Genomic DNA, 25065 nt, shown 5'->3' on the forward strand with positions numbered 1-25065 from the left:
ATGTCTCACCAGTCTGATTTGATCAGCGAGGACATCCTCGCCTACCTGGGCCAGCACGAACGTAAAGAGCTGCTGCGCTTTTTGACCTGCGGTAACGTCGACGACGGCAAGAGCACCCTGATCGGGCGCCTGCTGCACGACTCGAAGATGATCTACGAAGATCACCTCGAAGCCATCACCCGCGATTCGAAGAAAGTCGGCACCACCGGTGACGACATCGACCTGGCGTTGCTGGTCGACGGCCTGCAGGCCGAGCGCGAGCAGGGCATCACTATTGATGTCGCGTACCGCTATTTCTCCACCGCCAAGCGCAAATTCATCATCGCCGACACCCCCGGCCATGAGCAGTACACCCGCAACATGGCCACCGGTGCATCCACCTGTGACCTGGCGATCATTCTGGTCGACGCCCGTTACGGCGTGCAGACCCAGACTCGTCGCCACAGCTTCATCGCCTCGTTGCTGGGCATCAAGCACATCGTTGTCGCCATCAACAAGATGGACCTCAAAGGTTTCGACCAGGGCGTGTTCGAGTCGATCAAGGCCGACTACCTGAAGTTCGCCGAAGGCTTGAAGATGAAGCCGACGAGCATGCACTTCGTGCCGATGTCCGCTCTGAAGGGCGACAACGTGGTGAACAAGTCCGAGCGCTCGCCGTGGTACACCGGCCAGTCGCTGATGGAAATCCTCGAGACCGTGGAAGTGGCGGGCGATCGCAACTTCACCGATCTGCGTTTCCCGGTGCAGTACGTCAACCGTCCGAACCTGAACTTCCGCGGTTTCGCCGGCACCCTGGCCAGCGGCATCGTCAAGAAGGGCGACGAAGTCGTGGTGCTGCCGTCGGGCAAGAGCAGCCGCGTGAAATCCATCGTCACTTTCGAAGGTGAACTGGAACACGCAGGTCCTGGTCAGGCCGTGACGCTGACCATGGAAGACGAGATCGACATCTCCCGTGGCGACCTGCTGGTACACGCCGACAACGTTCCGCCAGTGACCGACAGCTTCGAAGCGATGCTGGTGTGGATGGCTGAAGAGCCGATGCTGCCGGGCAAGAAATACGACATCAAGCGCGCCACCAGTTACGTGCCGGGCTCCATCGCCAGCATCGTCAACAAGGTCGACGTCAACACCCTCGAAGAAGGCCCGGCGAGTGCGTTGCAGCTCAACGAAATCGGCAAGGTCAGGATTGCGCTCGACGCGCCGATCGCCCTCGACGGTTACGACAGCAATCGCACGACCGGCGCGTTCATCATCATTGACCGGTTGACCAACGGCACCGTCGGCGCCGGCATGATCGTCGCCCAGCCAGTGACCCATGGCACGGCCACGCACCACGGCAAATTGGCCCATGTAGCGACCGAGGAACGCGCCCAGCGTTTCGGCCAGCAACCGGCGACCGTGCTGTTCAGCGGCCTGTCCGGCGCTGGCAAGAGCACTTTGGCGTACGCGGTCGAGCGCAAGCTTTTCGATCTCGGTCGTGCGGTGTTTGTACTCGACGGCCAGAACTTGCGTCACGACCTCAACAAAGGTCTGCCGCAGGATCGTGCCGGTCGCACCGAGAACTGGCGTCGTGCCGCGCATGTGGCGCGTCAGTTCAACGAAGCGGGTCTGCTGACGCTTGCAGCGTTTGTGGCGCCGAGTGCCGAAGGTCGTGAGCAGGCGAAAGATCTGATTGGCAAGGATCGTCTGCTGACGGTTTATGTTCAGGCTTCGCCGACTGTTTGCGCAGAGCGTGATCCGCAAGGGTTGTACGCTGCGGGTGGCGATAACATTCCGGGTGAGTCTTTCCCGTATGACGTGCCGTTGGATGCTGATCTGGTGATCGATACTCAGTCGTTGTCGCTGGATGAAAGTGTGAAGCAGGTGTTGGATCTGTTGCGTAAGCGTGGCGCGATTTAAGCGTTAGCTGCCAATAAGAAGCCCGCCGATGAGTGATCATCGGCGGGCTTTTCTTTTGTGGTTGGCAGGCGTATGGGTGTTGGCCTGCTGGCGGTGGCGGCCTTTGGGCCGGCCAGGCTCTGGGTGTTTTTTGTGAATATCCGTTTCTGCGGGTGTTGCGGCTGGCGGTTCCGCCCTTACGGCGGCTCACTTTTTCAAACGCCAAAAAGTAAGCAAAAGGCTTGGCCCCTGCGTTCGGCCCCTCGCTGGGGCTCGGGGTTCCTTCGTTCCGGGATTCATCCGGGGGCATCGCCTACGGTTTGCTTCGCTGCACCTCCTCTCGATGTGTTTGGCTTCGCCAAACGGCGCTGCGCGCCCACCCCCGGATGAATCCCTCCACTCAGCCGGCCGATGGGGCCGGCACGTCAAAAGCGGTACTCGAGCTAACGCTCATTGTGTTGAGTGGTGGGAAGCGAAAAGCCAAAAGCTAAAAGCGAACTGCTTTCCTGTGGGAGCCAGCCTGTTGGCGATGGCGGCCTGACGGCCGGCCTGTTCTGTCGGGGGCTCCCTCAGGGGATCAGCGTTGGTTTGGGTATTCGCGGTGCATCTGTTCCAGCAGCGCATCCTTGTCCTGCCACAGCTGGTTGATCCAGCCCTGGAATTGCAGGCGGTATTCGCCGTCCTGGTCGTAGTTCTTGCCGATGAACTGCGCAGGGATCTTCAGTTCTTCAAAGTGCACCACTACATCTCGCACGTTGCCGCACAGCAGATCCCAGAAACCCGGACGCCCGCCCGGGTAGTGGATGGTCACGTTGACGATCGATTCCAGCTGTTCGCCCATCGCATCCAGTACGAACGCAATGCCGCCGGCCTTGGGTTTGAGCAGGTATTTGAACGGTGACTGTTGCTGCGCGTGCTTGCCTTCGGTGAATCGCGTGCCTTCGACGAAGTTGAAGATGCCCACCGGGTTGTCGCGGAATTTCGCGCAGGTCTTGCGGGTGGTTTCCAGGTCTTTGCCTTTCTTTTCCGGGTGCTTTTCCAGGTACGCTTTCGAGTAGCGTTTCATGAACGGAAAGCCCAGCGTCCACCACGCCAGACCGATCACCGGCACCCAGATCAGTTCCTGTTTGAGGAAGAATTTCAGCGGCTGAATTTTCCGGTTGAGCACGTATTGCAGCACCAGGATGTCGACCCAGCTCTGGTGGTTGCTGGTGATCAGGTACGAGTGTTGGTAGTCCAGACCTTGCAGGCCGCTGAGGTGCCAGCGGGTGCGGCGCACCAGGTTCATCCAGCCTTTGTTGTTGCTGATCCAGGCTTCGTGGGTGTGGCTCATCAGCCAGCGCGAGGCGCGGCGTGCGAGGTCGAACGGCAGCACTTTGATCAGCGCCACGAGAAACAGGAACGAGCACAGCAGGATCGTGTTCAGCGCCAGCAGCAGCGCGGCGATCACGCCGCGCAGGGGGGCAGGGAGAAAAGCCAGCATCGGGTCAGATATCCAGAGGTCGGTTGGCAGCTTGAATCGCGGTCAGGGCGATGGTGTAGACGATGTCGTCGACTTGCGCGCCACGCGGCAGGTCGTTCACCGGTTTGCGCAGGCCTTGCAGCATCGGGCCGAGGCTGACGCAGTCGGCGCTGCGCTGCACGGCTTTGTGGGTGGTGTTGCCGGTGTTCAGGTCGGGGAACACGAACACCGTGGCGCGACCGGCCACCTGGCTGTTCGGCGCCAGTTGCCGGGCCACGGTTTCGTTGGCGGCGGCGTCGTACTGCAACGGCCCGTCGATCAGCAGCGAGTGCTGTTGTTCGTGGGCGAGCAGGGTGGCTTCGCGGACTTTCTCGACTTCCTCGCCGGTGGCCGATTCGCCGCTGGAGTAGCTGATCATCGCCACCCGTGGGGTGATGCCGAACGCAGCGGCCGAGTCGGCGCTTTGCAGGGCGATCTCGGCCAGTTCGCTGGCGCTCGGGTGCGGGTTCATGACGCAGTCGCCGTAGACCAACACTTCTTCGGGGAACAGCATGAAGAACACCGATGATACCAGCGTGCAGCCCGGCGCCGTCTTGATCAGCTGCAAGGCCGGGCGGATGGTGTTGGCGGTGGTGTTGATGATGCCGGAGACCAGGCCGTCGACTTCATCCAGCGCCAGCATCATGGTGCCGATCACCACCGTGTCTTCCAGTTGTTGTTCGGCCATGGGTGCGTTGAGGCTTTTGCTCTTGCGCAGGGCGACCATCGGTTCGACGTAGCGCTCGCGGATCAGATCCGGGTCGAGAATTTCCAGCCCCGGCGGCAGGACGATGCCTTGGGCCCGGGCGACGGCTTCGACGTCCGCCGGTTTGGCCAGCAACACGCAACGGGCAATCCCGCGTTCCTGACAGATCGCCGCCGCTTGCACGGTGAGCGGCTCGCTGCCTTCGGGCAGGACGATGCGCTTGTTCGCCGATTGTGCACGCTGAATCAATTGATAGCGGAACACCGCTGGCGACAGGCGCATTTCCCTTGGCGTACCGCAGCGTTGATGCAGCCAGTTGGCGTCCAGATGACTGGCGACGAAATCGGTGATGATCTCCGCACGCTCGCGGTCGTCGACGGGGATTTCCTTGTTCAGGCCGTTAAGCAGGTTGGCGGTGTCGTAGGAACCGGTGCTCACCGACAACACCGGCAGACCGGCCTGCAATGCACCACGGCACAAGTCCATGATGCGCGGATCCGGCAGGGTGTCGCTGGTCAGCAGCAGGCCGGCCAGCGGTACGCCGTTGATGGCCGCGAGGCTGACGGCGAGGATGATGTCGTCGCGATCGCCGGGGGTTACCACCAGCACGCCGGGCTTGAGCAGGTCCACGGTGTTGCGCATGGTGCGCGCGCAAATAATGGTCTTGGTCATGCGCCGGGTTTCGTAGTCGCCGGCGTTGAGCACCTGGGCGCCCATCAGGTCGGCGACGTCGCGGGTGCGCGGGGCGTTGAGTTCGGGCTGGAACGGAATGCAGCCAAGCAGGCGGAAATCACCACTGCGCAGCAACGGCGAATGCTCTTTCAGACGCGCGGCGAAGGCGTCCATGCTTTCGTCAGTCTTGACCTTGTTGAGGATCACGCCGAGGACTTTCGGGTCTTTCGGGCCGCCGAACAGTTGCGCCTGCAACTCGACGCGGCCGGACAGTTCGGTCAGCACTTCGTTTTCCGGCGCCGAGACCAGAATCACCTCGGCATCCAGGCTCTTGGCCAGGTGCAGGTTGACCCGCGCGGCATAGCTGGCGCTGCGGGTCGGCACCATGCCTTCGACGACCAGCACGTCCTTGCCGATGGCCGCCTGCTGGTAGAGGGCGATGATTTCTTCAAGCAACTCGTCGAGCTGACCGTCGCCGAGCATCCGCTCGACATGAGCCAGGCCCAATGGCTGCGGAGGTTTCAGGCCATGGGTGCGGGCCACCAGTTCAGTGGAACGCTCAGGGCCGGTGTCGCCCGGGTGCGGCTGGGCAATCGGTTTGAAGAAGCCGACTTTCAGCCCGGCCCGTTCCAGCGTACGCACCAGCCCGAGGCTGATGGAGGTCAGACCCACACCAAAATCGGTGGGCGCGATAAAAAAAGTTTGCATGCGGATTCTCTAAGGGTGCATGGCAAGGGCGTTGGCCTATGGCTGGCCTTCCACCGATTTTTCAGGCGTCAAGGTTAGCGCTAACCGAGCCTTGAGCGCACCAACCGCAAGCAAAGGGTTGGCCTATTTTTTCAATACGTTGCGTTGCGTCCAGCACCCACGCCCGTGACTGCCACGGCGGCTGGTGACGCAGGTGCTGGGTATGGCCGCAGGAAAGTTCGGCCACCCAGTGACCGTCCTCGTCCTGATGGAAGCCTGTGATCGTCGAATCCCGTTTGTCAGGGTTGTGTTCGCTTTCGAGCGATTGCTTCGCTAAACTTGGCCTTTCTATATTCTTATGCAAAAGGTCTCGCCCCATGCTGATCGCCGCCAATAAGGCTGTCTCCATCGACTATACCCTGACCAACGACGCTGGTGAGGTCATCGACAGCTCCGCCGGCGGCGCTCCGCTGGTTTACCTGCATGGCGCAGGCAACATCATCCCGGGCCTGGAAAAAGCCCTGGAAGGTAAAACCGTCGGTGACGACCTGCAAGTTGCAGTCGAGCCGGAAGATGCCTACGGCGAATACGCTGCCGAACTGGTCAGCACCCTGAGCCGCAGCATGTTCGAAGGCGTTGACGAGCTGGAAGTCGGCATGCAGTTCCACGCTTCGGCGCCGGACGGCCAGATGCAGATCGTCACCATTCGTGACCTGGACGGCGACGACGTCACCGTCGACGGCAACCACCCGTTGGCCGGTCAGCGCCTGAACTTCAAAGTGAAGGTCGTTGCCATCCGTGACGCCAGCCAGGAAGAAATCGCTCATGGTCACGTCCATGGCGAAGGTGGCCATCACCACTGATTTTCTGCGCTAAGCTCAGAGAACTGGAGAGGCGCCCGAGGGCGCCTTTTTAGTCCGCGGCTGTCCTTGGTGGCCTCGCCAAGTGGCTGTTTCGAGTAGAAAACGGGAATCTGGAGTTCGTCATGAGTGCTTTTCACGACCTTAAGTTGACAGCCCTGGATGGTCAGGAGCTACCGCTGGCACCCTTCAAGGGCCAAGTCGTGCTGGTGGTCAACGTCGCCTCCAAATGCGGCTTGACCCCACAGTACGCGGCGCTGGAAAACCTCTATCAGCAATACAAAGGCAAAGGCTTCAGTGTGCTGGGCCTGCCGTGCAACCAGTTTGCCGGTCAGGAACCGGGCAGTGAGCAGGAGATTCAGGAATTCTGCAGCCTCAACTATGGCGTGAGTTTTCCGTTGTCGAAAAAGCTCGAAGTCAACGGTCACGATCGCCATCAGCTGTACCGCCTGCTGGCGGGCGAGGGTGCCGAATTTCCCGGTGACATCACCTGGAATTTCGAGAAATTCCTGCTCGGCAAGGATGGTCGTGTACTGGCCCGCTTCTCGCCGCGCACGGCGCCGGATGATCCTTCGGTGATTACGGCGATTGAAAAAGCCCTGAGCTGAAACGCGAAAATCGCAGCCATCGAGCTGCGATTTTTTTTGCCTGTCTTTTGACCCTTAATCATTCAGATCAATAATGCTTTCGGCTGGTTGAAACTCCGCATATTATCGCCGTCATATGAATCACCTGCCCGTCGATGACCTTTTCGTGGAGCTTCCCATGCCTGTTCAAGCCTTGTTCAAACCGTTCCAGCTCGGTGCCCTCGAACTGCCGACCCGTGTGGTCATGGCGCCGATGACCCGTTCGTTTTCCCCGGGTGGCGTACCCAATTCCAAAGTGATCGAGTACTACCGTCGTCGTGCAGCGGCCGGTGTCGGCCTGATCATCACCGAGGGCACCACCGTCGGCCACCAGGCCTCCAACGGTTACCCGAATGTGCCGCAGTTCTTCGGCGAAGCCGCACTGGCCGGTTGGAAGAAAGTCGTCGACGCGGTTCACGCCGAGGGCGGCAAGATCGTTCCGCAACTGTGGCACGTCGGCAGCGTTCGTCGTATCGGCACCGAGCCTGATGCCAGCGTGCCGGGCTACGGCCCGACGGAGAAACTCAAGGACGGTCAGGTCGTGGTGCACGGCATGACCAAGCAGGATATCAAGGACGTGATCGCTGCATTTGCCCAAGCAGCGAAAGACGCACAAAGCATCGGCATGGACGGCGTGGAAATCCACGGCGCCCACGGCTACCTGATCGACCAGTTCTTCTGGGAAGGCAGCAACCAGCGTACCGACGAATACGGTGGCAGCCTGGCCAACCGTTCGCGTTTCGCCATCGAGCTGATCCAGGCCGTGCGCGCTGCGGTAGGTGAAGGCTTCCCGATCATCTTCCGTTTCTCGCAATGGAAGCAGCAGGACTACACCGCACGTCTGGTGCAAACCCCGGAGGCGCTGGGCGAGTTCCTCAAGCCTCTGTCCGACGCTGGCGTGGACATCTTCCACTGCTCGACGCGCCGTTTCTGGGAGCCGGAATTCGACGGTTCCGAACTGAACCTGGCCGGCTGGACGCGCAAACTGACCGGCAAACCGACCATCACTGTCGGCAGCGTCGGCCTGGATGGCGAGTTCCTGCAGTTCATGGTCAACACCGACAAGGTCGCGCAACCGGCCAGTCTGGAAAAACTGCTGGAGCGTCTGAACAATGACGAGTTCGATCTGGTGGCGGTAGGTCGTGCGCTGCTGGTGGACCCGGACTGGGCGCAGAAAGTGCGCGAAGGCCGCGAGCAGGACATTCTACCGTTCAGCCGTGAGGCGTTGATGACGCTGGTTTGATTGCAGTGGGGGGCTTGTCGCGCAGGTCGCGGCAAGCTCCCTGCAAATGGTTTTCAAACTGCTCGATGATGGCCGCCCAGCCCTGGCGACTGGCATGCTGGCGGGCATTCAATCGGACGCAACGCAAGGTTTCATCCTCTTCCAGCAGCCACTGCGCTGCATCGCAAAACGCCTCTTCATCCCCCGGCATCGCCAGCACGCCGTTGTAGCCGTGGCGAATATGTTGCGCAGCCGCTGCCTGATCGTAGGCCACCACGCCAAGACCTGAGGCCAGCGCCTCCAGCACGACGTTGCCGAACGTTTCGGTCATGCTCGGAAACAGGAACAGATCGCCGGACGCATAGTGCGCCGCGAGCGCTTCGCCGCGTTGTGAGCCGCAGAAAACTGCGTCGGGCAATTCTTTTTCCAGGGCCACCCGTTGTGGTCCGTCACCGACGATGATGAGTTTCAGGTTACGTTGTGGATAAGCGCTGGCGAGCTTGTCGAAGCAGCGCTTGAGCAGGCCGAGATTCTTTTCTGGCGCCAGGCGTCCTACGTGAATCACTGCGATGTCCTGCTCGCTCAGTCCCCATTGCTCACGCAGGGCGTTCAGGCGTTTGGTCGGGTGGAACAACTGGCTGTCGACCCCTCGGGACAGCAGCGCGAGACGATCGAAATGCCGCCGCTCCAGTTCCAGGCGCTGGCTGACGCTCGGTACCAGGGTCAGCGCCGAACGATTGTGGAACCAGCGCAGGTAATGAGTCAGCAAGCGCGTCAGCAGGCCGAGGCCGTACTGGTTGGTGTACTGCTGGAAATTGGTGTGGAAGCCGCTGACTACGGCGATGCCCAGGCGGCGCGCGGCTCGCAGTGCCGACAACCCGAGCGGGCCTTCGGTGGCGATGTACAACACATCCGGGCGCTGGCGTGTCCAGCGGCGCAGCAACTTGTGCATCGACGACTGACCCCACTGCAACCCCGGATAACCCGGCAGCGGCCAGCCCCGACACAGCAGCAGCGCATCGTCTTCACTGCGCTGCGGATCGTCACCCTGACGCGGCCGCACCAGTTCCACCCGATGCCCGCGCGCGCGCAAACCGTCGCACAAGCGGCCAAGGGTATTGGCCACCCCGTTGATTTCCGGTGGGAAGGTTTCGCTGATCAGAGTGATGTGTAGAGCTGTCGTCATGGCCTCAGTGTCGGCTGAGGCCATGTCGTGGTTGTGACGTTCGGATGATGGATTTGTGAACGCGACCTCAGCGTTGCGTCACGAGGTTTTCGGCACCGCGCTCACGCACCCAGAACAGCGTAGCCCCGGCCACGGCGGCCGGCATCATCAGGATGTTCACCACTGGAATAAGCAACGCCAGGTAAACGATCCCGCCGAAGCTCATGCTCTGCCAGCGCTTCTGCCGCAGCCAGGCCAGCATCTCGTTCCAGCCCAGCTTGTGGTTGTCCGCCGGGTAGTCGATGTACTGGATCGCCATCATCCACACACCGAACAACAACCACAGTGGTGCGGCGATAATGTTCACCATCGGGATGAACGACAGTATGAACAGGCCGATGGCGCGTGGCAGGAAGTAGCCCAGTTTGCGCATTTCCCGGGCGAGGGTGCGCGGAATCATCGCAATCAGTTCGCCCCAGCTGAAGGCCGGAAAATCGTCGGTGCCCCGCACCACGACTTCGACTTTCTCTGCGAGGAAGCCGTTGAACGGCGCCGCGATGACGTTGGCCAGCATGGTGAAGGTGAAAAACACCATCAACGCCACCAGCACCACGAACAGCGGCCACAGGATGTAGCTCAGAAAGCTCAGCCAGTCGGGGAGCGACGGCATCAGGGTATCGACCCACAGGCTGAACTGGTGGCCGGCCAGATAGATCAACCCGACGAACAGCACCAGGTTGATGGCCAGCGGCAGCAGCACGAACAGGCGCAGGCTCGGGCTGAGGACCAATTTGAGGCCTTCGCGCAGGTATTGCGGGCCGGAGAGAACAGGGGCGGGCATAAGGTGCTCCGAGCAAGGGAAAACGCGCCGACCTTACCGACTTTGCAGAACCTGTGAAAGCGCGGCAGCGGGATCGACATTCACTGTAACAAAGACGTCCATCTCGTCAGTGTGTCGGCATAGAGACCACCTATGAGCTGGATTGTTAAACCGTATTTCCTTAATCTTGCCCCCCTCGATACGCTGCACCCAACTTTTTACAGGACTGTCGAGCTCACGCCTTCCCCAAGGTTATCCACAGTCCTTTTTTATTCTCGCCGGCAGTCCGGCGTCCGCGCCTGATGTATTGGCCGGTCAACAGGAGACAGGTTCATGTCTGAAGTCCGTCATTCGCGAGTGATCATCCTCGGTTCCGGCCCTGCCGGTTACAGCGCTGCTGTCTACGCTGCCCGTGCCAACCTCAAGCCGCTGCTGATCACCGGCATGCAGGCTGGCGGTCAACTGACCACCACCACCGAAGTCGACAACTGGCCGGGCGACGTCCACGGTCTGACCGGTCCGGTGCTGATGGAGCGTATGCGCGAGCACGCCGAGCGTTTTGAAACCGAGATCGTTTTCGATCACATCAACGCCGTGGACTTCGCTTCCAAACCGTACAGCCTGACCGGCGACAGCGGCACCTACACCTGCGACGCCCTGATCATCGCCACCGGCGCCAGCGCTCGTTACCTGGGCCTGCCGTCGGAAGAAGCGTTCATGGGCAAAGGCGTTTCGGCCTGCGCGACCTGCGACGGTTTCTTCTATCGCAACAAGCCGGTTGCCGTGGTCGGTGGCGGCAACACCGCTGTCGAAGAAGCCCTGTACCTGGCCAACATCGCCAGCAAGGTCACTCTGATCCACCGTCGCGAAACCTTCCGCGCCGAGAAGATCCTGATCGACAAGCTCAACGCCCGTGTGGCCGAAGGCAAGATCGAGCTGAAACTGAACGCGACCCTGGACGAAGTGCTGGGCGACAACATGGGCGTGACCGGTGCGCGTCTGAAGAACAACGACGGCAGCTTCGACGAAATCAAGGTCGACGGCGTGTTCATCGCGATCGGCCACACCCCGAACACTTCGCTGTTCGAAGGTCAGCTGGAGCTGAAAGACGGCTACCTCGTCGTTCAGGGCGGCCGTGAAGGCAACGCCACCGCGACCAGCGTCGAAGGCATCTTCGCTGCCGGCGACGTGGCCGACCACGTTTACCGTCAGGCCATCACCTCGGCCGGCGCCGGCTGCATGGCGGCACTGGACACCGAGCGTTACCTGGACGATCTGCAGAACGCTTCGTTCTAAGAACGCAGGTACAAAAAACCGGCCAATCGGCCGGTTTTTTTGTGCCCGTTATTCACGGCCACCACGACAATGATCGTTCCCACGCTCTGCGTGGGAATGCCTCATCTGGACGCTCTGCGTCCTTGGGACGCGGAGCGTCCCCGGCTGCATTCCCACGCGGAGCGTGGGAACGATCTGACAGGGATAGTGTTGTGTCGGGATTCAGCGGCGGGTCAGGGGTTGGGTGGTGAACTTCACGCCCGCCAGACCGTGCTGGATCAGCGCACGGATATTGCCGTGATCGCTGCCTTCAGGCGTCGCCACAACCGAACGGTAGTGCTCGCCAAACGCCAGCAGCGCTTCTTCATCGCTCAAGCCTTCCAGCAGCGCCAGACCCAGCGTCTTGCACGAACCTTCGTTCTGCCCGGCCGCGTTTTCCACGCCGCCGTTGTTGAACGCCTGAGGCTGGTAGTCGTAGCCGGCGGCGACGAACGCCAGGGTGTCGGCAAAAACGTGTTCGCCGCTCTTGAGGCTGGCGCGCAAGGTGTTCAGATCACTCATTGGGTTTTCCTTTGGCGAACGCCGCTTGTTGTTCGGCGCTGGCTTCTTGCTGAAATTGGGCTTTCCACTCGGCGTACGGCATGCCGTAAACCACTTCACGGGCATCGTCGAGGCTGACCTCGATCTGGCGCTCGTCGGCCTCGGCCTTGTACCACTTGGACAGGCAGTTGCGGCAGAACCCGGCGAGGTTCATCAGGTCGATGTTCTGCACATCCTTGCGGCTGTCCAGGTGGGCGACCAGCCGGCGGAAGGCGGCGGCTTCGAGTTCGAGGCGTTGTTGCTCGGTCATGATGGGCTCTGTGCAGTCAAATCGTGGCGCGGATGATAAAAGTCTGACGCTTGAAGCGCCAGACACACTCAGCGGCTGGCGGCGAGGGTGATCGACACCGACTCGGCAAAACGCAGCGCGTGCGGCTTGTCGACTTCGACTTCGGCGTACAGCACCGATTCGTTGACCATCACCAGATCCAGCAATTCCTGGGTCAGGCGTTCGAGCAGCGCGAAGCGGTTGCCTTCCACGTGGGCGATGATCGCCTTGGTGATGGTGCGGTAGTTCAGCGCGTGGTCGATGTCATTGTCACGCACCGCTTCCTGCGCGGCGTACAGGATGGTCAGGTTGATCAGCACATCCTGCTTGTTGAGGATTTCGTCCTCGTTGATCCCGATAAAGGTGCGCAGGCGCAGATCCTTGACCCGGATGCGCGCCATTCCCGGTTGAAGTTGTGGCATTTACTTGCTCCGTCCAATCAATTGCAGGAACTCCTGGCGGGTGTTGCTCGACTCGCGAAAGGCGCCGAGCATGACCGAGGTGTTCATGGTCGAATTCTGTTTCTCGACACCGCGCATCATCATGCACATGTGCCGGGCTTCGATGACCACCGCGACACCGGCGGCATCGGTGACTTGCTGGACCGCCTCGGCGATCTGCCGGGTGAGGTTTTCCTGGATCTGCAGGCGGCGGGCGAACATGTCCACCAGCCGTGCGATCTTCGACAGCCCCAGCACCTTGCCTGTCGGAATATAAGCCACATGGGCCTTGCCGATGAAGGGCAGCAGGTGATGTTCGCACAACGAGTACAGCTCGATGTCAGCAACGATGATCATCTCGTCGGTGTCGGAGGCAAACAGCGCGCCATTGACGATCTCGTCGACGCTCTGCTCGTAACCGTGACACAGATACTGCATGGCCTTGGCCGCACGCACCGGTGTGTCGAGCAAGCCTTCACGGTCGGGGTCTTCACCGAGGCCGATCAGGATCTCGCGGTAGTTTTCGGGCAGGGAACGGGTCATGGAGCATCCTCGCGGGGGCGTTTTACTTGACGTGCCGCCCGCCGTTGACGGTCAGGGTCGTGCCGGTGACATAAGGGTTGTCGAGCAGGTAGCGCAGGCTCTGATAGATCACTTCGCTGCCGGGTTCGATACCCAGCGCGGACTTGGCCAGCGCCTTGGCACGGTATGCCGCGTCGTCGTCGGGATTGAACAATAGCAGGGCCGGCGCGATGCCGTTGACCTTGATTGACGGGGCGTAGCGCGCAGCGAAGGACAGCGTGAGACTGTCGAGCCCGGCCTTGCTGGCGCAATAACCGATGTGTTTGCTGCTGCCTTTGCGGGTGACGTCGTCGCTGATGTGGATGATGTCGGCAGGGCTCGAGCGTCGCAGCAGATCGGCGCAATGCAGGTTGATCAGGTACGGCGCCAGCATGTGGATATTGAACATGCGGGTGAAGGCTTCGGCTTCGCCGTCCCCGTTTTCCGCCAGCCACTCGGAGGCGTTGTGGACGATGGCCCGCAGGCTGTCGGTGTGGGTTTTCAGTTCGGCGATGAACGCCAGGATGGAGGATTCACTGGAAAAGTCCGCGAACACGCCGATGGCGCCCAGGTCCTTTAGCGTCTTCACGCCCGGACGTTCGCTGCGGTAGGTGAAGATGACCCGGTGACCGTCCTCCAGCAACCGCTGCGCACAATGCAGCCCGACGCGCTGACCGGCGCCGGTGATGAGAATGGGAGCTGTGGGAGAAGTCATGTACGGCTCGCGTCGAAGTCAGAGCAAAAACTATAACAGCGACGCGAGCGATGGTTTCAGCGATTTTGAGTGGACGCCGCGCCAGGCAGTGGACGGGCCGGGGAACTGTTGAGCCAGCCGGCCAGCAGGCGTGTCGACAGTGGAATGAAGAAGTAGACCATCAACGGCGTCAGGCACAGTGTGCTGATGAACACGCGGGGCAAAAGGCTCATTTCGCCGAGCAGCGGGCCGAGCACGAAGTTGAACAGCAGGGATACCGGGAAAAACGCCAGCCAGATGGCCACGGCCTGTTTCCAGCGCGGAGGTCGCACGCCGGCTGCACCGAACCAGCCTTCGATACCGCTGACCCGATGTTCGGTCGGATGGGCAAACAGATCACTGCCACGGGCCAGCCACGCGGTGCGCGAGGCCGAGTGCTCCCAGGCGTGCAGGGTCTGTTCGTCGACAAAGCGGAAAATGATCTGGAACTCATCGTCGCCGGGAGGCGGAGCCAGTACACCGGAACCCAGGTAACCGGGAAAGTCGGTGGCCAGTTGTTCGCCTTCGCGCAGCCAGGCGATCAGGTCCTGATAGCGGCCATCGGCGACGCGACGCGCGACCATCAACGTGACGGGGGAAGTAGACATTGTGTATCTCCGTATTACATGTGCGTCGCTCCGGGTAGGAACTTCGCCTGACGCAGCGCCGGGGTAGAGGGCTGCGTTTTTCGACAAGCAAGGATTATTCCCGATTATTGTGACGAAACCAGAGACTTTCGTCCCATTTCATCGCTTGAACCGACAAGGGGCATCCGGAGTAGAATGGGATCCAACTACGCTAACAACGCCAACAAGGACGTGTCCGCACAAATGCCTGTCATTACAGACGTTCGCCCTGCTTCGCAGGCATCTGTTGCGCTTGAGCGCGAGGAGCTTTTTCCCATACGTGAAGTGGCGCGCCTGACCGGAGTGAACCCGGTCACGTTGCGCGCATGGGAGCGGCGTTATGGTTTGATCCAGCCGACACGCACCGAAAGTGGGCACCGGCTGTATTCGATGACCGATATCGAGCGCGTTCGCAGCATCGTCGACTGGATTGATCGCGGTGTCTCGGTGAGCAAGGTCGGCAGGATTCTGGCCAAGACCGAACCGATGAAGACGCTGGCTCACATCATTCCCGATGACATGGTGCAGGCCGACTACCAGCAGTGGCAGGATCAGGTCCAGCGCGCGGTCAGTTCATTCGATGATCAGGAGCTGGATCGGGTCTACGGGCAGATTTTCTCTTCCTACACGCTGCCCGTGGTGTTCCAGGACATCCTCATGCCGCTGTGGCTGCGCTTGTTGCAGCGCCAGGATTCATTCGGGCAAACCAGCGAGTGGCTGTTTTTCGATGGGTTCCTGAGGGCGCGGGTGCTGCAGCGCATCGTCATGCTGCGAGGCTCGCAGCCACGCAAAGTGATCGTCAGCGCTCTGGCGGGGCAATGCCGTGAGCTCGAATTGCTGGTGGCGGCGCTGTTTCTCAGTGGCAATGACGCAGGTGTTCGTGTGCTGACCACCGGCCAACCGTTTGATGAGCTGACGCTGGTTTGCGAAAAGATCAAACCGCAGGCGCTGGTGCTGTTTTCCAATCACGCCCCGACTACCGAATTGCCCCGGCGTCTGAACCGTCTGGCCCTGAGCCTGGATTGTCAGTTGATGCTGGCGGGCGATGCGTCGGATCTGGCACAGGACAGCCTGGCCGGTTCATCGGTGGGCTGTCTGGGCAATGAAGGTTCGACCATGCGCCAGCGCCTGAACCAGTTTCTCGCGGGGACGCTGGATACCTGATACTCAGGTGTGCAGGGCAGGGTGAGTCAGGCGATGTTGCTGAAGGATGAACTGGCGCAGACGTTCGGTTTCGTCGGCGTCGCTCTGGCTCAAGTCGTAGGCGTAGAAACCACTTTCGGTTTCCCGTTCGAAGGTGCCGCGCAGGGAAATCCGCTCATAACCTGAAGGGCTGAACCACAGGGCGAAATGCTTCGGTGGCTTGGTCTTGTTGCGCACTTCCAGCAACACGCCTTTGTGCGAAACCTCGTGAACCCACAGCATGCCCGGTTGGCCCTTGGCATTCTCCAGCGCTACCGGTTCTTCAAGGGCCAGACGCCATGGGCGCACCATCGGCCCGTCTTCATAAATGCTTGGCACACCCAGACGCAAATGCAGGGCATGGAATTCGTCTTCCACCAGATGCAACGGAAAGGTCATCTGCTGGTTTTCGAAGTTGGCCTGGATGGTGACTTGCTCATGGGCCGCCAGGCGCGTGAGCAGATCACGGATCTGCGAACCACCATTGACCAGCAGGCTCGACGTCGCATCCCGCACATTGAGCTGCGGGTTGTGTTGCATGGTCTGGATAAAATCCAGCTCATCCTGGGTCAGGAGGGCGTCGCGTTGCATGGCTAGCTCGAAATAAATAATTACAAAGTCATTGGTGATTGTAGTTAATGACACTTAGTTCGCTGTTTTGTTTGCGCCGTTCGTCGCTTTGATGGCCGCCAGTTCTGCCTCGAGTGCCGCGACCTGGGCTTCCAGCTGCGCCACTCGCTGCTGCGCCTTGACCTGAACGGTCACGTCCTTCTGCACACCGACGAAGTAAGTCTGTCCATCATCAGCGTTTTTTACCGTCGACAGCGACAGCTCGTTCCAGAACGGTGTGCCGTCCTTGCGATAGTTGCGCAGGATTTCGCGGCACGAGCCGTTATTGCGCAAGGTCTCTCGAATGAGGGTCAGGTTGTCCTGGTCCCGGTCTCCGGCCTGCAGAAAACGACAATCCTGATACAGGATCTCTTCGCTGGTATAACCCGTCAGGCGTTCGAAAGCCGGGTTCACGTAAATCAGGATGTTGTCCTCTTTACCTTCCCGTTCGGCCACCACGATTCCATCGTTCGACGCGTTGATCACCATCTGCAGCAGACTGGCATTGATCATCTTTGAATCCTTTCAAGGTTGTCGGTGGCAGGCATTCTAGAAGATCAATCGGCGCTGTCTACTGGCCATCAGCGCTTATCGAGAGCCAATCGCAACATTGCGCCGCTGGCTGTTACTATCGCCGCTCTTTTTTTCAGTTTCAGGATCAGATTGATGAAAGTCGCCATCCTCTCCGGCTCGGTGTACGGCACGGCCGAAGAAGTCGCCCGCCACGCCCAGAGCCTGTTGAAAGCCGCCGGTTTTGAAACCTTCTACAACTCTCGCGCCAGCCTCGCCGACCTCCAGGACTTTGGCCCTGAAGCCTTGCTCGCCGTGACCTCGACCACGGGCATGGGCGAGTTGCCGGACAACCTGCAACCGCTGTACTCGAGCATTCGCGACCAGTTGCCGGCGGCCTGGCGCGGTTTGCCTGGCGCGGTGATCGCCTTGGGCGATGCCAGTTACGGCGACACCTTCTGCGGCGGCGGCGAACAGATGCGTGAGTTGTTCGGTGAACTCGGCGTGCGTGAAGTGCAGGACATGCTGCGCATCGACGCCAGCGAAAGCGTCACCCCGGAAACCGACGCGGAGCCTTGGCTGGAACAGTTGATCGCAGCGCTCAAAGGCTGATACCACGTTCGCGCAGCAGCGCGAGCCAGGCTTGTGCGGCCTTGGACAGATAGGCGCCCCGGCGCCAGATGAAGGCGATGTCCCAGCGCAGGTAATCCGGCGCGTTCAAGGTCAGGCGAACCACGCCTGGCCGCACCAGACCGCGCGCCACCACGCTGGGCAGCAGCACCACGCCTTGCCCGGCGGCCACCAGTGCCGCGAGAAAATCCGCCTGGCCGCTACGGCCACCTTCTTTCGGGGTGAAGCCCATCTGCTGGCACGCCTGAAGCAAACGATCGTTGAGCACGAAACTGCGCTGATACAGCAGGAACGGCGTCTCGGCCAGTTCCTCCAGAGCGATCTCGCCCTTTGTCGCCAACGGGTGATCCACCGGCAGCAGCGCATCGAGCGGTTCATCGCAGAAGGGCTGGAAGTCGAATTGTGGGTCTTTCGGCCGCAGACTGCCGCCCAGCTCCAGTTCACCGCTCAACACGGCTTGTTCGATATTGCGACTGCCACCTTCGAGCAACTGCACGCTGATGTTCGGGTAACGCCGTCGGTATTCGGCGAACAGCCCGGCAAACAGCGCATCGCTGCCCAGCAAGGGCAAACCGAGACGCAACTCGCCGCGCGCGAGTTGACTGAGGTCATCCAGTTCACTGAGCAATTCATTGCGCAGGCGCAGCATGCCTTCGGCCCGTTGCAGCACCACGCTGCCAGCGGCGGTCAGGCGTAGCTGCGAGCCCAGTCGTTCGAGCAACGGCGTGCCGAGGCTCTGTTCGAGCTGAGCGATCTGCTTGCTCACAGCGGACTGACTGATGTGCAGGGTTTTTGCCGCCTGAGTGAAGCCGCCCTGATGCATGACTTCGACGAAGCTTTTGAGCTGTTTGAATTCCATGGCCTGATTCCAGATTGGAATGGCTTTGAGTCTAACAATTCGCTTCGGAGATGGCAGTCCGGTTCGTAAAATAGGCCCCTGAAAGGAGCCCGCCCATGAAAGCCTCGACATTCAAATATCTCTCTCGCCTGCTGGCCGAACTGGCCGTGCTGCTCGGTCTCTATCTGCTCGGCTGCCAGTTGGCTGCGTGGCTGGCATGGCCGATCCCCGGCGGCGTGATCGGCATGGCGTTGCTGCTGTTGGCTTTTGCGTTCGGCTGGGTCAAGCCGGCGGCGCTGCAAATGGGCGCGGGATTGCTGATGGCCGAGATGCTGCTGTTCTTCATTCCGGCCCTGATGAGCCTGCTGGATTACGGTGCATTGCTGCGTGACGACGGCTGGCGAATCCTGTTGGTGATCGCCGCCAGCACGCTGATGGTAATGCTGGTGACCGCATTCACCGTGGAACTGGCCGTGCGCCTGAGGCGGTCCCATGAAGCTTGAACTGATGCCGATGTTCTGGCTGGCATTTACGTTGCTGGCCTACCTGTTCAGTCGCTGGCTGTATCGTCGGACCGGTCGCTACGTGCTGTCGCCGCTGATCCTGGTCCCCGCATTATTGCTGGCCCTTGCCGTTCCGCTGCATACCGCCTACGCCGAATACTCCAGCAACACCCATTGGCTGATGCTGGTGCTCGGTCCGGTCACCGTCGCGTTTGCGGTGCCGATCTGGCAGCAGCGGCGTCTGCTGGTGCGACATTGGTCGGCGTTGTTGCTCGGCATGCTGGCTGGCAGTACGGCGTCGATCGCGACTTCGTTTGGCCTGGCCAGGGCCTTGGCGCTGGACAGTTCGGTGACGCTGTCACTGGTGCCGCGCTCGATCACCACGCCGTTTGCCATGCCGCTGGCGCAGGATCTGGGCGGTGTGCCCGAACTGACGGCGGTGTTCGTGATGTTCACCGGGGTGTTCGGCGCGATGCTGGGCGGGGTGCTGCTCAAGTGGCTGCCGCTACGCAGTGCCCTGGCGCGCGGCGCCCTGTTTGGCGTGGGTGCTCATGGTGCGGGCGTCAGTCGCGCCCATGAAGTGGGGGGCGAAGAAGGTTCGGTGGCGGGGCTGGTCATGGTGCTTACCGGACTGCTCAATCTGTTCGCCGCACCTTTGTTGGCGTCGTTGCTTTGACATGGATCCAAGCAGCTGCCGTGGCTGACTCGTTCAGTCATCAAGCTGGCTGCCAATGCAACTACGCGATCCCCCGGGGCTGATTAGACTGCTGACACCTGCCGAAAAAAACAAAAACAGAGGTGCATACAGTGAGCGTAGCCCCCGTCCCTTCTTCCTTGAATGTCAAAGACCAGGTCAGTGCTGCGGAGTGGCAGGCCCGGGTCGATCTCGCCGCCTGCTATCGACTGGTCGCCCTGCATGGCTGGGACGATCTGATCTTCACCCACATCTCGGCCAAGGTGCCGGGCACCGAAGACTTCCTGATCAACCCGTTCGGCCTGATGTTCCATGAGATCACCGCGTCCAGTCTGGTGAAGGTCGACCAGGCCGGCAACAAGCTCATGGACAGCCCCTACGAGATCAATCCCGCCGGTTACACCATTCACAGTGCCGTCCACGAAGTGCGGCATGACGTGGCCTGCGTGCTGCACACCCACACCGCTTCCGGCGTTGCGGTGTCGGCGCAGAAGCAGGGCGTGTTGCCGATCAGTCAGCAATCACTGTTCGTGCTGTCGAGCCTGGCCTTCCATGCTTACGAAGGCGTGGCACTCAATCACGAAGAGAAGGCCCGGTTGCAGGCTGACCTCGGAGAAAACAATTTCCTGATGCTGCACAACCACGGCCTGCTGACCTGCGGCGGCACCATCGCCGATACGTTCCTGATGATGTTCACCTTTCAGCGTGCCTGTGACATTCAGGTGATGGCGCAGACCGGCGGTGCCGAACTGATCGCCATCGAACCGCAAATTCTGGCCGGCGCCAAGGCGATGATCGCCGGCGTCACCAAAAGTGCTCAAGGCATGGGCGGCGCACTGGCCTGGCCGGCACTGCTGCGCAAACTCGATAAACAAGACCCGGGGTATAAACTCTAATGCCTCTCGCCGAGATTCCTCTGAGTGCCTGGCGCAAACGCAGCCAGACGTTTGTCTTTCGTGGCCAGCCGATCCGCTACTGGACGGCCGGGCAGGGCGAACCGCTGCTGCTGATCCACGGCTTCCCGACGGCCAGTTGGGACTGGCATTACCTGTGGCAGCCGCTGGCCCAGCGCTTTCGGGTGATCGCTTGCGACATGCTCGGTTTCGGCGACTCGGCCAAACCGCTGAACCACACCTACAGCCTGCTGGAGCAGGCTGATCTGCAACAGGCCTTGTTGGCGCACCTGCAGGTCGAGCAACCAGTGCACATTCTTGCCCACGACTACGGCGACAGTGTTGCTCAGGAACTGCTGGCCCGGCATTACGATGACCTGATCGAGGTCGCCAGTTGCGTGTTCCTCAACGGTGGTCTGTTTCCGGAAACCCATCGGCCGTTGCTGACGCAAAAACTGTTGCTCAGCCCGTTGGGCTGGATGATCGGCCGCGCATTTACCCGCGATGCGCTGGTGAAGAGTTTTCATCAGATCTTCGGCCCGGACACCCGGCCCAGTGAAAGTGAAATGGATGATTTCTGGAGTCTGATCGAGTGCAATCGCGGACCGCGAATCATGCACAAGCTGATTACCTACATTCCCGAACGCCGCGTGCAGCGGGATCGCTGGGTCGCGGCGATGCAGCGCGGCGAGGTGCCGCTGCGGGTGATCGATGGCGCAGTCGATCCGATTTCAGGCGCGCACATGGTCGAACGTTACCGCGAGCTGATTCCCGACGCGGACACCGTGCTGTTGCCAGGCATCGGCCATTACCCGCAAAGCGAAGCGCCGGTGCAGGTGCTTAAGCATTACCTCGAGTTTCGCGATCACTTCGTGTTGCCGCCGCGCAAGGTGGCGTGCTCCTGATCGCAGGGCAGAGGCGTTTTGCGCCTCTGCACGGTTTCATCATCCCCCAGCCTTATCGCGCACCATTCAGCCTCAGCCGTGTTCGTTGTGACCGAACGCGTCGTGCCTGACACTCAAGGACACTGTCCCTCAGGCCTGCTGGAGTTGCCCCGATGAATGAGTCTGTGCGTTTCGAAGATAAAGTCGTGATCGTCACCGGAGCCGGCGGTGGCCTGGGGCGCGCTCACGCTTTGCTGTTCGCCAAGCAGGGCGCCAAAGTGCTGGTCAACGACCTCGGCGGCTCGACCCAGGGCGAAGGCGCCAACGCTTCGGCCGCCGACCGCGTGGTTGCGGAAATCCGCGAGGCCGGCGGTATCGCCGAAGCCAACCATGACTCGGTCACCGACGGCGACAAACTGGTGCAGAACGCGCTCGATGTGTTCGGCCGTGTCGACGTGGTGGTCAACAACGCGGGGATCCTGCGCGACAAGACTTTCCACAAGATGGAAGACGCCGACTGGGATCTGGTCTATCGCGTCCACGTCGAAGGCGCCTACAAGGTGACCCGCGCCGCATGGCCACACCTGCGCGAGCAGAACTACGGCCGGGTGATCTTCACCGCGTCGACCTCTGGCATCTACGGCAACTTCGGCCAGTCCAACTACGGCATGGCCAAACTCGGGCTGTATGGCCTGACCCGCACCCTGGCGATCGAGGGGCGCAAGAACAACATCCTGGTCAACGCCATCGCCCCCACTGGCGGCACGCGCATGACCGAAGGCCTGATCCCGCCGCAAGTGTTCGAACAGCTCAAACCGGAACTGGTCAGCCCGCTGGTGGTGTACCTGGCCAGCGAACAATGCCAGGAAACCTCCGGCCTGTTCGAAGTCGGCGGCGGCTGGATGGGCAAGGTGCGCTGGGAGCGCAGCCTGGGCGCCGGGTTCGATCCGCGCGTGGGGTTCTCACCGGAAGATGTCGCGGCGCACTGGCAGCAGATTTGTGATTTCGAAGGGGCGGCGCATCCGAAGGACAACATTGAGGCGCTGAAGGAAATGATGGGGAATTTGCAGAAGTATTCGTTGTAATACATAGAGAGACGAGCAGGCATGAGTTGCCTGCTCGTTGTTTGCTTTCTATTCTTCGTTTTTAAATCCGGGTTTTCCGTTGGCAGCGCGCCAAGCCTTGATGGTTTCTAAAACTCCTGCCGGACTGTCGTCCGTACCCTCTTCCGGGTAATAAAGAACGTCCGTTCCATTTGGGTGCTCCGAGGTTTTTACAATGTTGTCGACGATAGCGTCATGCTCTTTTTCTGATGAGTAATCACCTTCGACCAGCCGATTAATAAGTGCTACATATTCGGCTTCCGTATATTCCTCAAATTTATTCTTGAATTTCATTTTTTTGTTTTCTCATTTCGGAATGGGTTTCAATGTGTCGTTTTGGAGTTAATACACGAAGATTGTCTAGATCGTAAATCGAACCACCTTCTGCGATAGGTACGACATGATGTATATCCAGTTTTGTTTTTCCACCCACTTGTTCTGACCTGGGAGCTGTTGGTGAGAGGCCTTTTTTTATGTCAAATTTACTGAAAGGGGTGAATTGTTCAAACAACGCTTGATCATTCCCTACCGCCTTCCAAAACGCCTTGCGAAATGCCCTGAAACTAGAAAACTCCCTACCTCTGAGCTTATCCGCAATTTGCGTCGGAATCGGCGCACCTTGCTGCGTCGCAGCTGTTCCCAACCAATTGCCTGAAACCGTTTGCCCTATCCCACTGGCGATACCGGGATCCTGCCGCCGATCCCGAAACATCGTGAAAATCGGCGGTATTCCAGAGTCGATCGGGAAAACCGTAACCCATCCATCAAACCCGTACTGATCAAGCTGAGGAAATGGATCGATCCGTCCGCTGTCAGGCGTGACATCGGCGCCTTCGTAGTTCGGCAAGTCTGTGTCGGCGACTGGCAAATCTGTCGAAGGATTCAGCGGTTTTACCAACGGCGTCCAAGTGACGACAGGGCCTTTGGAGTCGCTTGCATTAGCAGTGGAAATGTAAGTGTTTTTCTGTACGTCAAAGCGTGCGAGTACCACCGGCACTTTGCTGGGGACTGTCACGCCATCGGTGCTGACGACGACAACTTCGACTCTGTTACCTGACGCTCTGGAGCCAAGCCTGACCGGCAGATCGACTTCACCGCCGGTCGCCGCCAGTTCGTACAGGTCGGTGTCCAAATCAGGCGCAAGTTCTGATAGCGGGACACTTGCAGCAAACAGGTCGCCGTTCCCAAGTTCCGAGGGAACGAGCAAAGCGGCGAACCCGACGATCACCGGTGCCGCCGCTGTGGAGATGGCCGCCAGCGCCAGGGACACCGCCGTTCGCAGCGACGTTCTGAGTGCCAGCGTGGTTGCCGGGTTATTGCCAAAAACGCCAAGCGGTCCGGTAAAGGTGGGGCCGAATGCGGCCATCGAGCCCGCATTGGCAAAGACGGGGGATTGTCCGCTCGGGGCGTTTTCTGATTCTCGGCGGGCTTTTTCCCTGGCGGTCTTGCGTGCTTTTTTGCGGCGTCTTTTCTGTGCCTTTCGCAGCGCTTTCTGCTGTTTTTCCTGCCGTGTTTTTTCAGCCAGCAGCCGGCGCTCTTCCATGCGGCGCTGAGCATCGGCTTGCGCTTGCTGGCGTGCCTGTTCGGCGGCGATTTGTGCTTGCTCAGCAGCCAGCCGTTGCTCTTCAGCCAGTGCTGCAAGGCGCGCCCGTTCACGAGCCTGGATTTCCTGCTGCTCTTTTTGCAGTCGTGCAGCCTCAACCAGCGCTGCAAGGCGTGCCTGTTCATTGATCTGCGCCAGTTCGGCTGCGGCTCTTTGCGCTTGCTGCTCGGCGGCAATTCGCGCTTGATCGTTGTCCTGAACGGTCGCCAGCCAGTTGAGCACATTGACTTGTTGCTGGTTGAGCATCTGCAACGATTGCGACAACAGCCTCGCTTCGTGAGCGGCCCGGTAGGAGAACGACCAGGTCTGAAAGGCAATGCCATCAGGCTTGATAGGGCGCTCCATCGTTCTCGCCCGAGCGGTGAAATCGTTCAACGGCCGGTTCAGGGGATCGCTGCCATAAAACGTGTTGCCCAAGGCGGTCTGGCGATGAAACTCGGCAGTCTTGCGCGCCATCAGCGTATTGCGAACACCGAGCTCGCGAATGATTGCCTCGGCGGGCGGCAGAGGGTGAGTTGGAACCTCAAGTCTGGCGGCGGCAAGTTCATGTTCGAGGGTTTGTGCAAGTTGACTGGATCTGACCTGAAACTCCTGATCCAGAACTTGAGCGGTGCCTTTCACGATATGTACGTTGCCCGCAAAGGCAGGCGGTCTTTGAAAGGCACCGCCGCTGCTGACATCAAATGTAGTAGCCGGTAACGGGTTGTAACCGGGAGGCGCTGGTGCTGTCGTGTGGACAGGCTCGGTCAGCTCCCATGCTGGAGGCCTTTGCATATTCATATCCTTTTGAATGTGCGCTGTTTAAAAGTGATGAGTTGTTCTGCCATTAGAAGTTACAGGTGAACCGTCGGGCGCGGGTCCGAGAGTCCTGTAGGCAGTTACAGAAGAGTTCGGCAGAAAATTCGGTGATAAATAACGAATGGAAGTTGTTCGTTATTTCAATAAGGAAGTTTCCGAAAAGGATTCAGGAAGCATC

At 60.2% G+C, this 25065-nt stretch carries 28 protein-coding genes; 12 read left to right on the forward strand and 16 right to left on the reverse strand.

Translation table 11 applies throughout. The annotated features are described in order from the left end of the window. Entirely contained in the window at positions 1 to 1899 is a 1899-nt protein-coding gene (cysN, locus tag AC07VV_RS27505) for a sulfate adenylyltransferase subunit CysN (RefSeq protein ID WP_495038035.1), read from the forward strand. Positions 1900 to 2455: 556 nt separating this feature from the next. On the opposite strand, the gene yihG is transcribed toward cysN, so the two are convergent. The 3 genes from yihG to AC07VV_RS27520 form a co-directional block, all read right to left on the reverse strand. Further along, positions 2456 to 3361: a 1-acylglycerol-3-phosphate O-acyltransferase, YihG family gene (gene yihG / locus AC07VV_RS27510; protein WP_495038036.1), complete on the reverse strand. Its 906-nt coding sequence runs from the start codon at positions 3359 to 3361 to the stop codon at positions 2456 to 2458. Between the two features lie 4 nt (positions 3362 to 3365). Next, positions 3366 to 5465, reverse strand: a complete 2100-nt coding sequence (gene pta / locus AC07VV_RS27515; protein WP_457379584.1) for a phosphate acetyltransferase — start codon at positions 5463 to 5465, stop codon at positions 3366 to 3368. 61 nt (positions 5466 to 5526) lie between these two features. Continuing rightward, entirely contained in the window at positions 5527 to 5853 is a 327-nt protein-coding gene (locus tag AC07VV_RS27520; RefSeq protein WP_096819002.1) for a DUF3565 domain-containing protein, read from the reverse strand. Between AC07VV_RS27520 and AC07VV_RS27525 the strand changes: the two genes are divergently transcribed. The 3 genes from AC07VV_RS27525 to AC07VV_RS27535 all read left to right on the forward strand — a co-directional run bounded on the left by AC07VV_RS27525 (position 5822) and on the right by AC07VV_RS27535 (position 8173). Next, positions 5822 to 6307, forward strand: coding sequence for an FKBP-type peptidyl-prolyl cis-trans isomerase (locus AC07VV_RS27525; RefSeq protein ID WP_096819004.1), 486 nt, complete (start codon positions 5822 to 5824; stop codon positions 6305 to 6307). The genes AC07VV_RS27520 and AC07VV_RS27525 overlap by 32 nt on opposite strands. Before the next feature lie 122 nt (positions 6308 to 6429). After that, positions 6430 to 6912, forward strand: a complete 483-nt coding sequence (locus AC07VV_RS27530) for a glutathione peroxidase (protein ID WP_007959082.1) — start codon at positions 6430 to 6432, stop codon at positions 6910 to 6912. A gap of 157 nt (positions 6913 to 7069) precedes the next feature. Beyond that, positions 7070 to 8173: an NADH:flavin oxidoreductase gene (locus tag AC07VV_RS27535; protein WP_495038037.1), complete on the forward strand. Its 1104-nt coding sequence runs from the start codon at positions 7070 to 7072 to the stop codon at positions 8171 to 8173. Here the strand turns inward: AC07VV_RS27535 and AC07VV_RS27540 are convergent. Then, complete coding sequence (locus tag AC07VV_RS27540; RefSeq protein WP_495038038.1) at positions 8142 to 9362, reverse strand: glycosyltransferase family 4 protein; 1221 nt, start codon at positions 9360 to 9362, stop codon at positions 8142 to 8144. The genes AC07VV_RS27535 and AC07VV_RS27540 overlap by 32 nt on opposite strands. 43 nt (positions 9363 to 9405) lie before the next feature. Next, positions 9406 to 10158 (reverse strand): sulfate transporter CysZ, encoded by a 753-nt coding sequence (gene cysZ / locus AC07VV_RS27545; protein ID WP_495038039.1) that lies wholly within the window; start codon positions 10156 to 10158, stop codon positions 9406 to 9408. 312 nt (positions 10159 to 10470) lie between these two features. Here cysZ and trxB point away from each other — a divergent pair, with 312 nt between their 5' ends. Beyond that, a complete protein-coding gene (trxB, locus tag AC07VV_RS27550) occupies positions 10471 to 11433 on the forward strand; it encodes a thioredoxin-disulfide reductase (protein WP_085711762.1) in 963 nt (320 codons plus the stop codon). Positions 11434 to 11634: 201 nt separating this feature from the next. On the opposite strand, the gene AC07VV_RS27555 is transcribed toward trxB, so the two are convergent. The 6 genes from AC07VV_RS27555 to AC07VV_RS27580 all read right to left on the reverse strand — a co-directional run bounded on the left by AC07VV_RS27555 (position 11635) and on the right by AC07VV_RS27580 (position 14622). Further along, positions 11635 to 11973, reverse strand: a complete 339-nt coding sequence (locus AC07VV_RS27555; protein ID WP_495038040.1) for a HopJ type III effector protein — start codon at positions 11971 to 11973, stop codon at positions 11635 to 11637. Beyond that, positions 11966 to 12262: a DUF1244 domain-containing protein gene (locus AC07VV_RS27560; RefSeq protein WP_305441448.1), complete on the reverse strand. Its 297-nt coding sequence runs from the start codon at positions 12260 to 12262 to the stop codon at positions 11966 to 11968. Before AC07VV_RS27560 ends, AC07VV_RS27555 begins: the two co-directional genes overlap by 8 nt. A 68-nt stretch (positions 12263 to 12330) precedes the next feature. After that, positions 12331 to 12702 (reverse strand): dihydroneopterin triphosphate 2'-epimerase, encoded by a 372-nt coding sequence (gene folX / locus AC07VV_RS27565; RefSeq protein ID WP_096819038.1) that lies wholly within the window; start codon positions 12700 to 12702, stop codon positions 12331 to 12333. Further along, positions 12703 to 13263, reverse strand: a complete 561-nt coding sequence (gene folE, locus AC07VV_RS27570; RefSeq protein ID WP_096819040.1) for a GTP cyclohydrolase I FolE — start codon at positions 13261 to 13263, stop codon at positions 12703 to 12705. It lies immediately after the preceding gene. 22 nt (positions 13264 to 13285) lie between these two features. Further along, complete coding sequence (folM, locus tag AC07VV_RS27575) at positions 13286 to 13996, reverse strand: dihydromonapterin reductase (RefSeq protein ID WP_495038041.1); 711 nt, start codon at positions 13994 to 13996, stop codon at positions 13286 to 13288. A gap of 56 nt (positions 13997 to 14052) precedes the next feature. Continuing rightward, positions 14053 to 14622, reverse strand: coding sequence for an antibiotic biosynthesis monooxygenase (locus tag AC07VV_RS27580; protein ID WP_495038042.1), 570 nt, complete (start codon positions 14620 to 14622; stop codon positions 14053 to 14055). Positions 14623 to 14844: 222 nt separating this feature from the next. On the opposite strand from AC07VV_RS27580, the gene AC07VV_RS27585 reads away from it, so the two are divergent. Next, positions 14845 to 15804 carry a MerR family transcriptional regulator gene (locus AC07VV_RS27585; protein WP_495038111.1) on the forward strand — a complete coding sequence of 320 codons (960 nt, stop codon included), beginning with the start codon at positions 14845 to 14847 and terminating at the stop codon, positions 15802 to 15804. Positions 15805 to 15807: 3 nt separating this feature from the next. On the opposite strand, the gene AC07VV_RS27590 is transcribed toward AC07VV_RS27585, so the two are convergent. Both AC07VV_RS27590 and AC07VV_RS27595 read right to left on the reverse strand, forming a co-directional pair. Next, the gene (locus tag AC07VV_RS27590) at positions 15808 to 16413 is read right to left on the reverse strand and encodes a hypothetical protein (RefSeq protein ID WP_192559797.1); all 606 of its coding nucleotides are present in this window, start codon (positions 16411 to 16413) and stop codon (positions 15808 to 15810) included. A gap of 54 nt (positions 16414 to 16467) precedes the next feature. Then, the gene (locus tag AC07VV_RS27595) at positions 16468 to 16944 is read right to left on the reverse strand and encodes a PAS domain-containing protein (RefSeq protein ID WP_495038043.1); all 477 of its coding nucleotides are present in this window, start codon (positions 16942 to 16944) and stop codon (positions 16468 to 16470) included. Positions 16945 to 17097: 153 nt separating this feature from the next. On the opposite strand from AC07VV_RS27595, the gene AC07VV_RS27600 reads away from it, so the two are divergent. Beyond that, entirely contained in the window at positions 17098 to 17553 is a 456-nt protein-coding gene (locus tag AC07VV_RS27600; protein WP_495038044.1) for a flavodoxin, read from the forward strand. On the opposite strand, the gene AC07VV_RS27605 is transcribed toward AC07VV_RS27600, so the two are convergent. Beyond that, positions 17543 to 18430, reverse strand: a complete 888-nt coding sequence (locus tag AC07VV_RS27605; RefSeq protein ID WP_495038045.1) for a LysR family transcriptional regulator — start codon at positions 18428 to 18430, stop codon at positions 17543 to 17545. The genes AC07VV_RS27600 and AC07VV_RS27605 overlap by 11 nt on opposite strands. A gap of 95 nt (positions 18431 to 18525) precedes the next feature. On the opposite strand from AC07VV_RS27605, the gene AC07VV_RS27610 reads away from it, so the two are divergent. The 5 genes from AC07VV_RS27610 (at position 18526) to AC07VV_RS27630 (ending at position 22468) form a co-directional block, all read left to right on the forward strand. Beyond that, positions 18526 to 18912 carry a CidA/LrgA family protein gene (locus AC07VV_RS27610; protein ID WP_495038046.1) on the forward strand — a complete coding sequence of 129 codons (387 nt, stop codon included), beginning with the start codon at positions 18526 to 18528 and terminating at the stop codon, positions 18910 to 18912. Continuing rightward, a complete protein-coding gene (locus AC07VV_RS27615) occupies positions 18902 to 19588 on the forward strand; it encodes an LrgB family protein (RefSeq protein ID WP_192559802.1) in 687 nt (228 codons plus the stop codon). The genes AC07VV_RS27610 and AC07VV_RS27615 overlap by 11 nt, the downstream gene beginning before the upstream one ends. A gap of 131 nt (positions 19589 to 19719) precedes the next feature. Then, positions 19720 to 20502 carry a class II aldolase/adducin family protein gene (locus AC07VV_RS27620; RefSeq protein ID WP_495038047.1) on the forward strand — a complete coding sequence of 261 codons (783 nt, stop codon included), beginning with the start codon at positions 19720 to 19722 and terminating at the stop codon, positions 20500 to 20502. Continuing rightward, positions 20502 to 21404 (forward strand): alpha/beta fold hydrolase, encoded by a 903-nt coding sequence (locus tag AC07VV_RS27625; protein WP_495038048.1) that lies wholly within the window; start codon positions 20502 to 20504, stop codon positions 21402 to 21404. The genes AC07VV_RS27620 and AC07VV_RS27625 overlap by 1 nt, the downstream gene beginning before the upstream one ends. A gap of 152 nt (positions 21405 to 21556) precedes the next feature. Next, the gene (locus tag AC07VV_RS27630; protein WP_011332507.1) at positions 21557 to 22468 is read left to right on the forward strand and encodes an SDR family oxidoreductase; all 912 of its coding nucleotides are present in this window, start codon (positions 21557 to 21559) and stop codon (positions 22466 to 22468) included. 48 nt (positions 22469 to 22516) lie between these two features. Here AC07VV_RS27630 and AC07VV_RS27635 read toward each other — a convergent pair whose 3' ends face one another. Both AC07VV_RS27635 and AC07VV_RS27640 read right to left on the reverse strand, forming a co-directional pair. Then, complete coding sequence (locus AC07VV_RS27635) at positions 22517 to 22780, reverse strand: bacteriocin immunity protein (RefSeq protein WP_041475141.1); 264 nt, start codon at positions 22778 to 22780, stop codon at positions 22517 to 22519. Then, positions 22764 to 24863, reverse strand: coding sequence for a pyocin-S2/colicin E7-DNase domain-containing protein (locus tag AC07VV_RS27640; protein WP_495038049.1), 2100 nt, complete (start codon positions 24861 to 24863; stop codon positions 22764 to 22766). Before AC07VV_RS27640 ends, AC07VV_RS27635 begins: the two co-directional genes overlap by 17 nt. Positions 24864 to 25065 lie beyond the last annotated feature (202 nt).

It is taken from the genome of Pseudomonas sp. GW821-FHT02C04 (assembly GCF_059421845.1).

Bases quoted from the DNA above. Each gene is read 5' to 3' on its own strand.
- cysN (WP_495038035.1), top strand. From the start codon at position 1: ATGTCTCACCAGTCTGATTTGATCAGCGAGGACATCCTCGCCTACCTG.
- yihG (WP_495038036.1), bottom strand. From the start codon at position 3,361: ATGCTGGCTTTTCTCCCTGCCCCCCTGCGCGGCGTGATCGCCGCGCTG.
- pta (WP_457379584.1), bottom strand. From the start codon at position 5,465: ATGCAAACTTTTTTTATCGCGCCCACCGATTTTGGTGTGGGTCTGACC.
- AC07VV_RS27525 (WP_096819004.1), top strand. From the start codon at position 5,822: ATGCTGATCGCCGCCAATAAGGCTGTCTCCATCGACTATACCCTGACC.
- AC07VV_RS27520 (WP_096819002.1), bottom strand. From the start codon at position 5,853: ATGGAGACAGCCTTATTGGCGGCGATCAGCATGGGGCGAGACCTTTTG.
- AC07VV_RS27530 (WP_007959082.1), top strand. From the start codon at position 6,430: ATGAGTGCTTTTCACGACCTTAAGTTGACAGCCCTGGATGGTCAGGAG.
- AC07VV_RS27535 (WP_495038037.1), top strand. From the start codon at position 7,070: ATGCCTGTTCAAGCCTTGTTCAAACCGTTCCAGCTCGGTGCCCTCGAA.
- AC07VV_RS27540 (WP_495038038.1), bottom strand. From the start codon at position 9,362: ATGGCCTCAGCCGACACTGAGGCCATGACGACAGCTCTACACATCACT.
- cysZ (WP_495038039.1), bottom strand. From the start codon at position 10,158: ATGCCCGCCCCTGTTCTCTCCGGCCCGCAATACCTGCGCGAAGGCCTC.
- trxB (WP_085711762.1), top strand. From the start codon at position 10,471: ATGTCTGAAGTCCGTCATTCGCGAGTGATCATCCTCGGTTCCGGCCCT.
- AC07VV_RS27555 (WP_495038040.1), bottom strand. From the start codon at position 11,973: ATGAGTGATCTGAACACCTTGCGCGCCAGCCTCAAGAGCGGCGAACAC.
- AC07VV_RS27560 (WP_305441448.1), bottom strand. From the start codon at position 12,262: ATGACCGAGCAACAACGCCTCGAACTCGAAGCCGCCGCCTTCCGCCGG.
- folX (WP_096819038.1), bottom strand. From the start codon at position 12,702: ATGCCACAACTTCAACCGGGAATGGCGCGCATCCGGGTCAAGGATCTG.
- folE (WP_096819040.1), bottom strand. From the start codon at position 13,263: ATGACCCGTTCCCTGCCCGAAAACTACCGCGAGATCCTGATCGGCCTC.
- folM (WP_495038041.1), bottom strand. From the start codon at position 13,996: ATGACTTCTCCCACAGCTCCCATTCTCATCACCGGCGCCGGTCAGCGC.
- AC07VV_RS27580 (WP_495038042.1), bottom strand. From the start codon at position 14,622: ATGTCTACTTCCCCCGTCACGTTGATGGTCGCGCGTCGCGTCGCCGAT.
- AC07VV_RS27585 (WP_495038111.1), top strand. From the start codon at position 14,845: ATGCCTGTCATTACAGACGTTCGCCCTGCTTCGCAGGCATCTGTTGCG.
- AC07VV_RS27590 (WP_192559797.1), bottom strand. From the start codon at position 16,413: ATGCAACGCGACGCCCTCCTGACCCAGGATGAGCTGGATTTTATCCAG.
- AC07VV_RS27595 (WP_495038043.1), bottom strand. From the start codon at position 16,944: ATGATCAATGCCAGTCTGCTGCAGATGGTGATCAACGCGTCGAACGAT.
- AC07VV_RS27600 (WP_495038044.1), top strand. From the start codon at position 17,098: ATGAAAGTCGCCATCCTCTCCGGCTCGGTGTACGGCACGGCCGAAGAA.
- AC07VV_RS27605 (WP_495038045.1), bottom strand. From the start codon at position 18,430: ATGGAATTCAAACAGCTCAAAAGCTTCGTCGAAGTCATGCATCAGGGC.
- AC07VV_RS27610 (WP_495038046.1), top strand. From the start codon at position 18,526: ATGAAAGCCTCGACATTCAAATATCTCTCTCGCCTGCTGGCCGAACTG.
- AC07VV_RS27615 (WP_192559802.1), top strand. From the start codon at position 18,902: ATGAAGCTTGAACTGATGCCGATGTTCTGGCTGGCATTTACGTTGCTG.
- AC07VV_RS27625 (WP_495038048.1), top strand. From the start codon at position 20,502: ATGCCTCTCGCCGAGATTCCTCTGAGTGCCTGGCGCAAACGCAGCCAG.
- AC07VV_RS27630 (WP_011332507.1), top strand. From the start codon at position 21,557: ATGAATGAGTCTGTGCGTTTCGAAGATAAAGTCGTGATCGTCACCGGA.
- AC07VV_RS27635 (WP_041475141.1), bottom strand. From the start codon at position 22,780: ATGAAATTCAAGAATAAATTTGAGGAATATACGGAAGCCGAATATGTA.
- AC07VV_RS27640 (WP_495038049.1), bottom strand. From the start codon at position 24,863: ATGCAAAGGCCTCCAGCATGGGAGCTGACCGAGCCTGTCCACACGACA.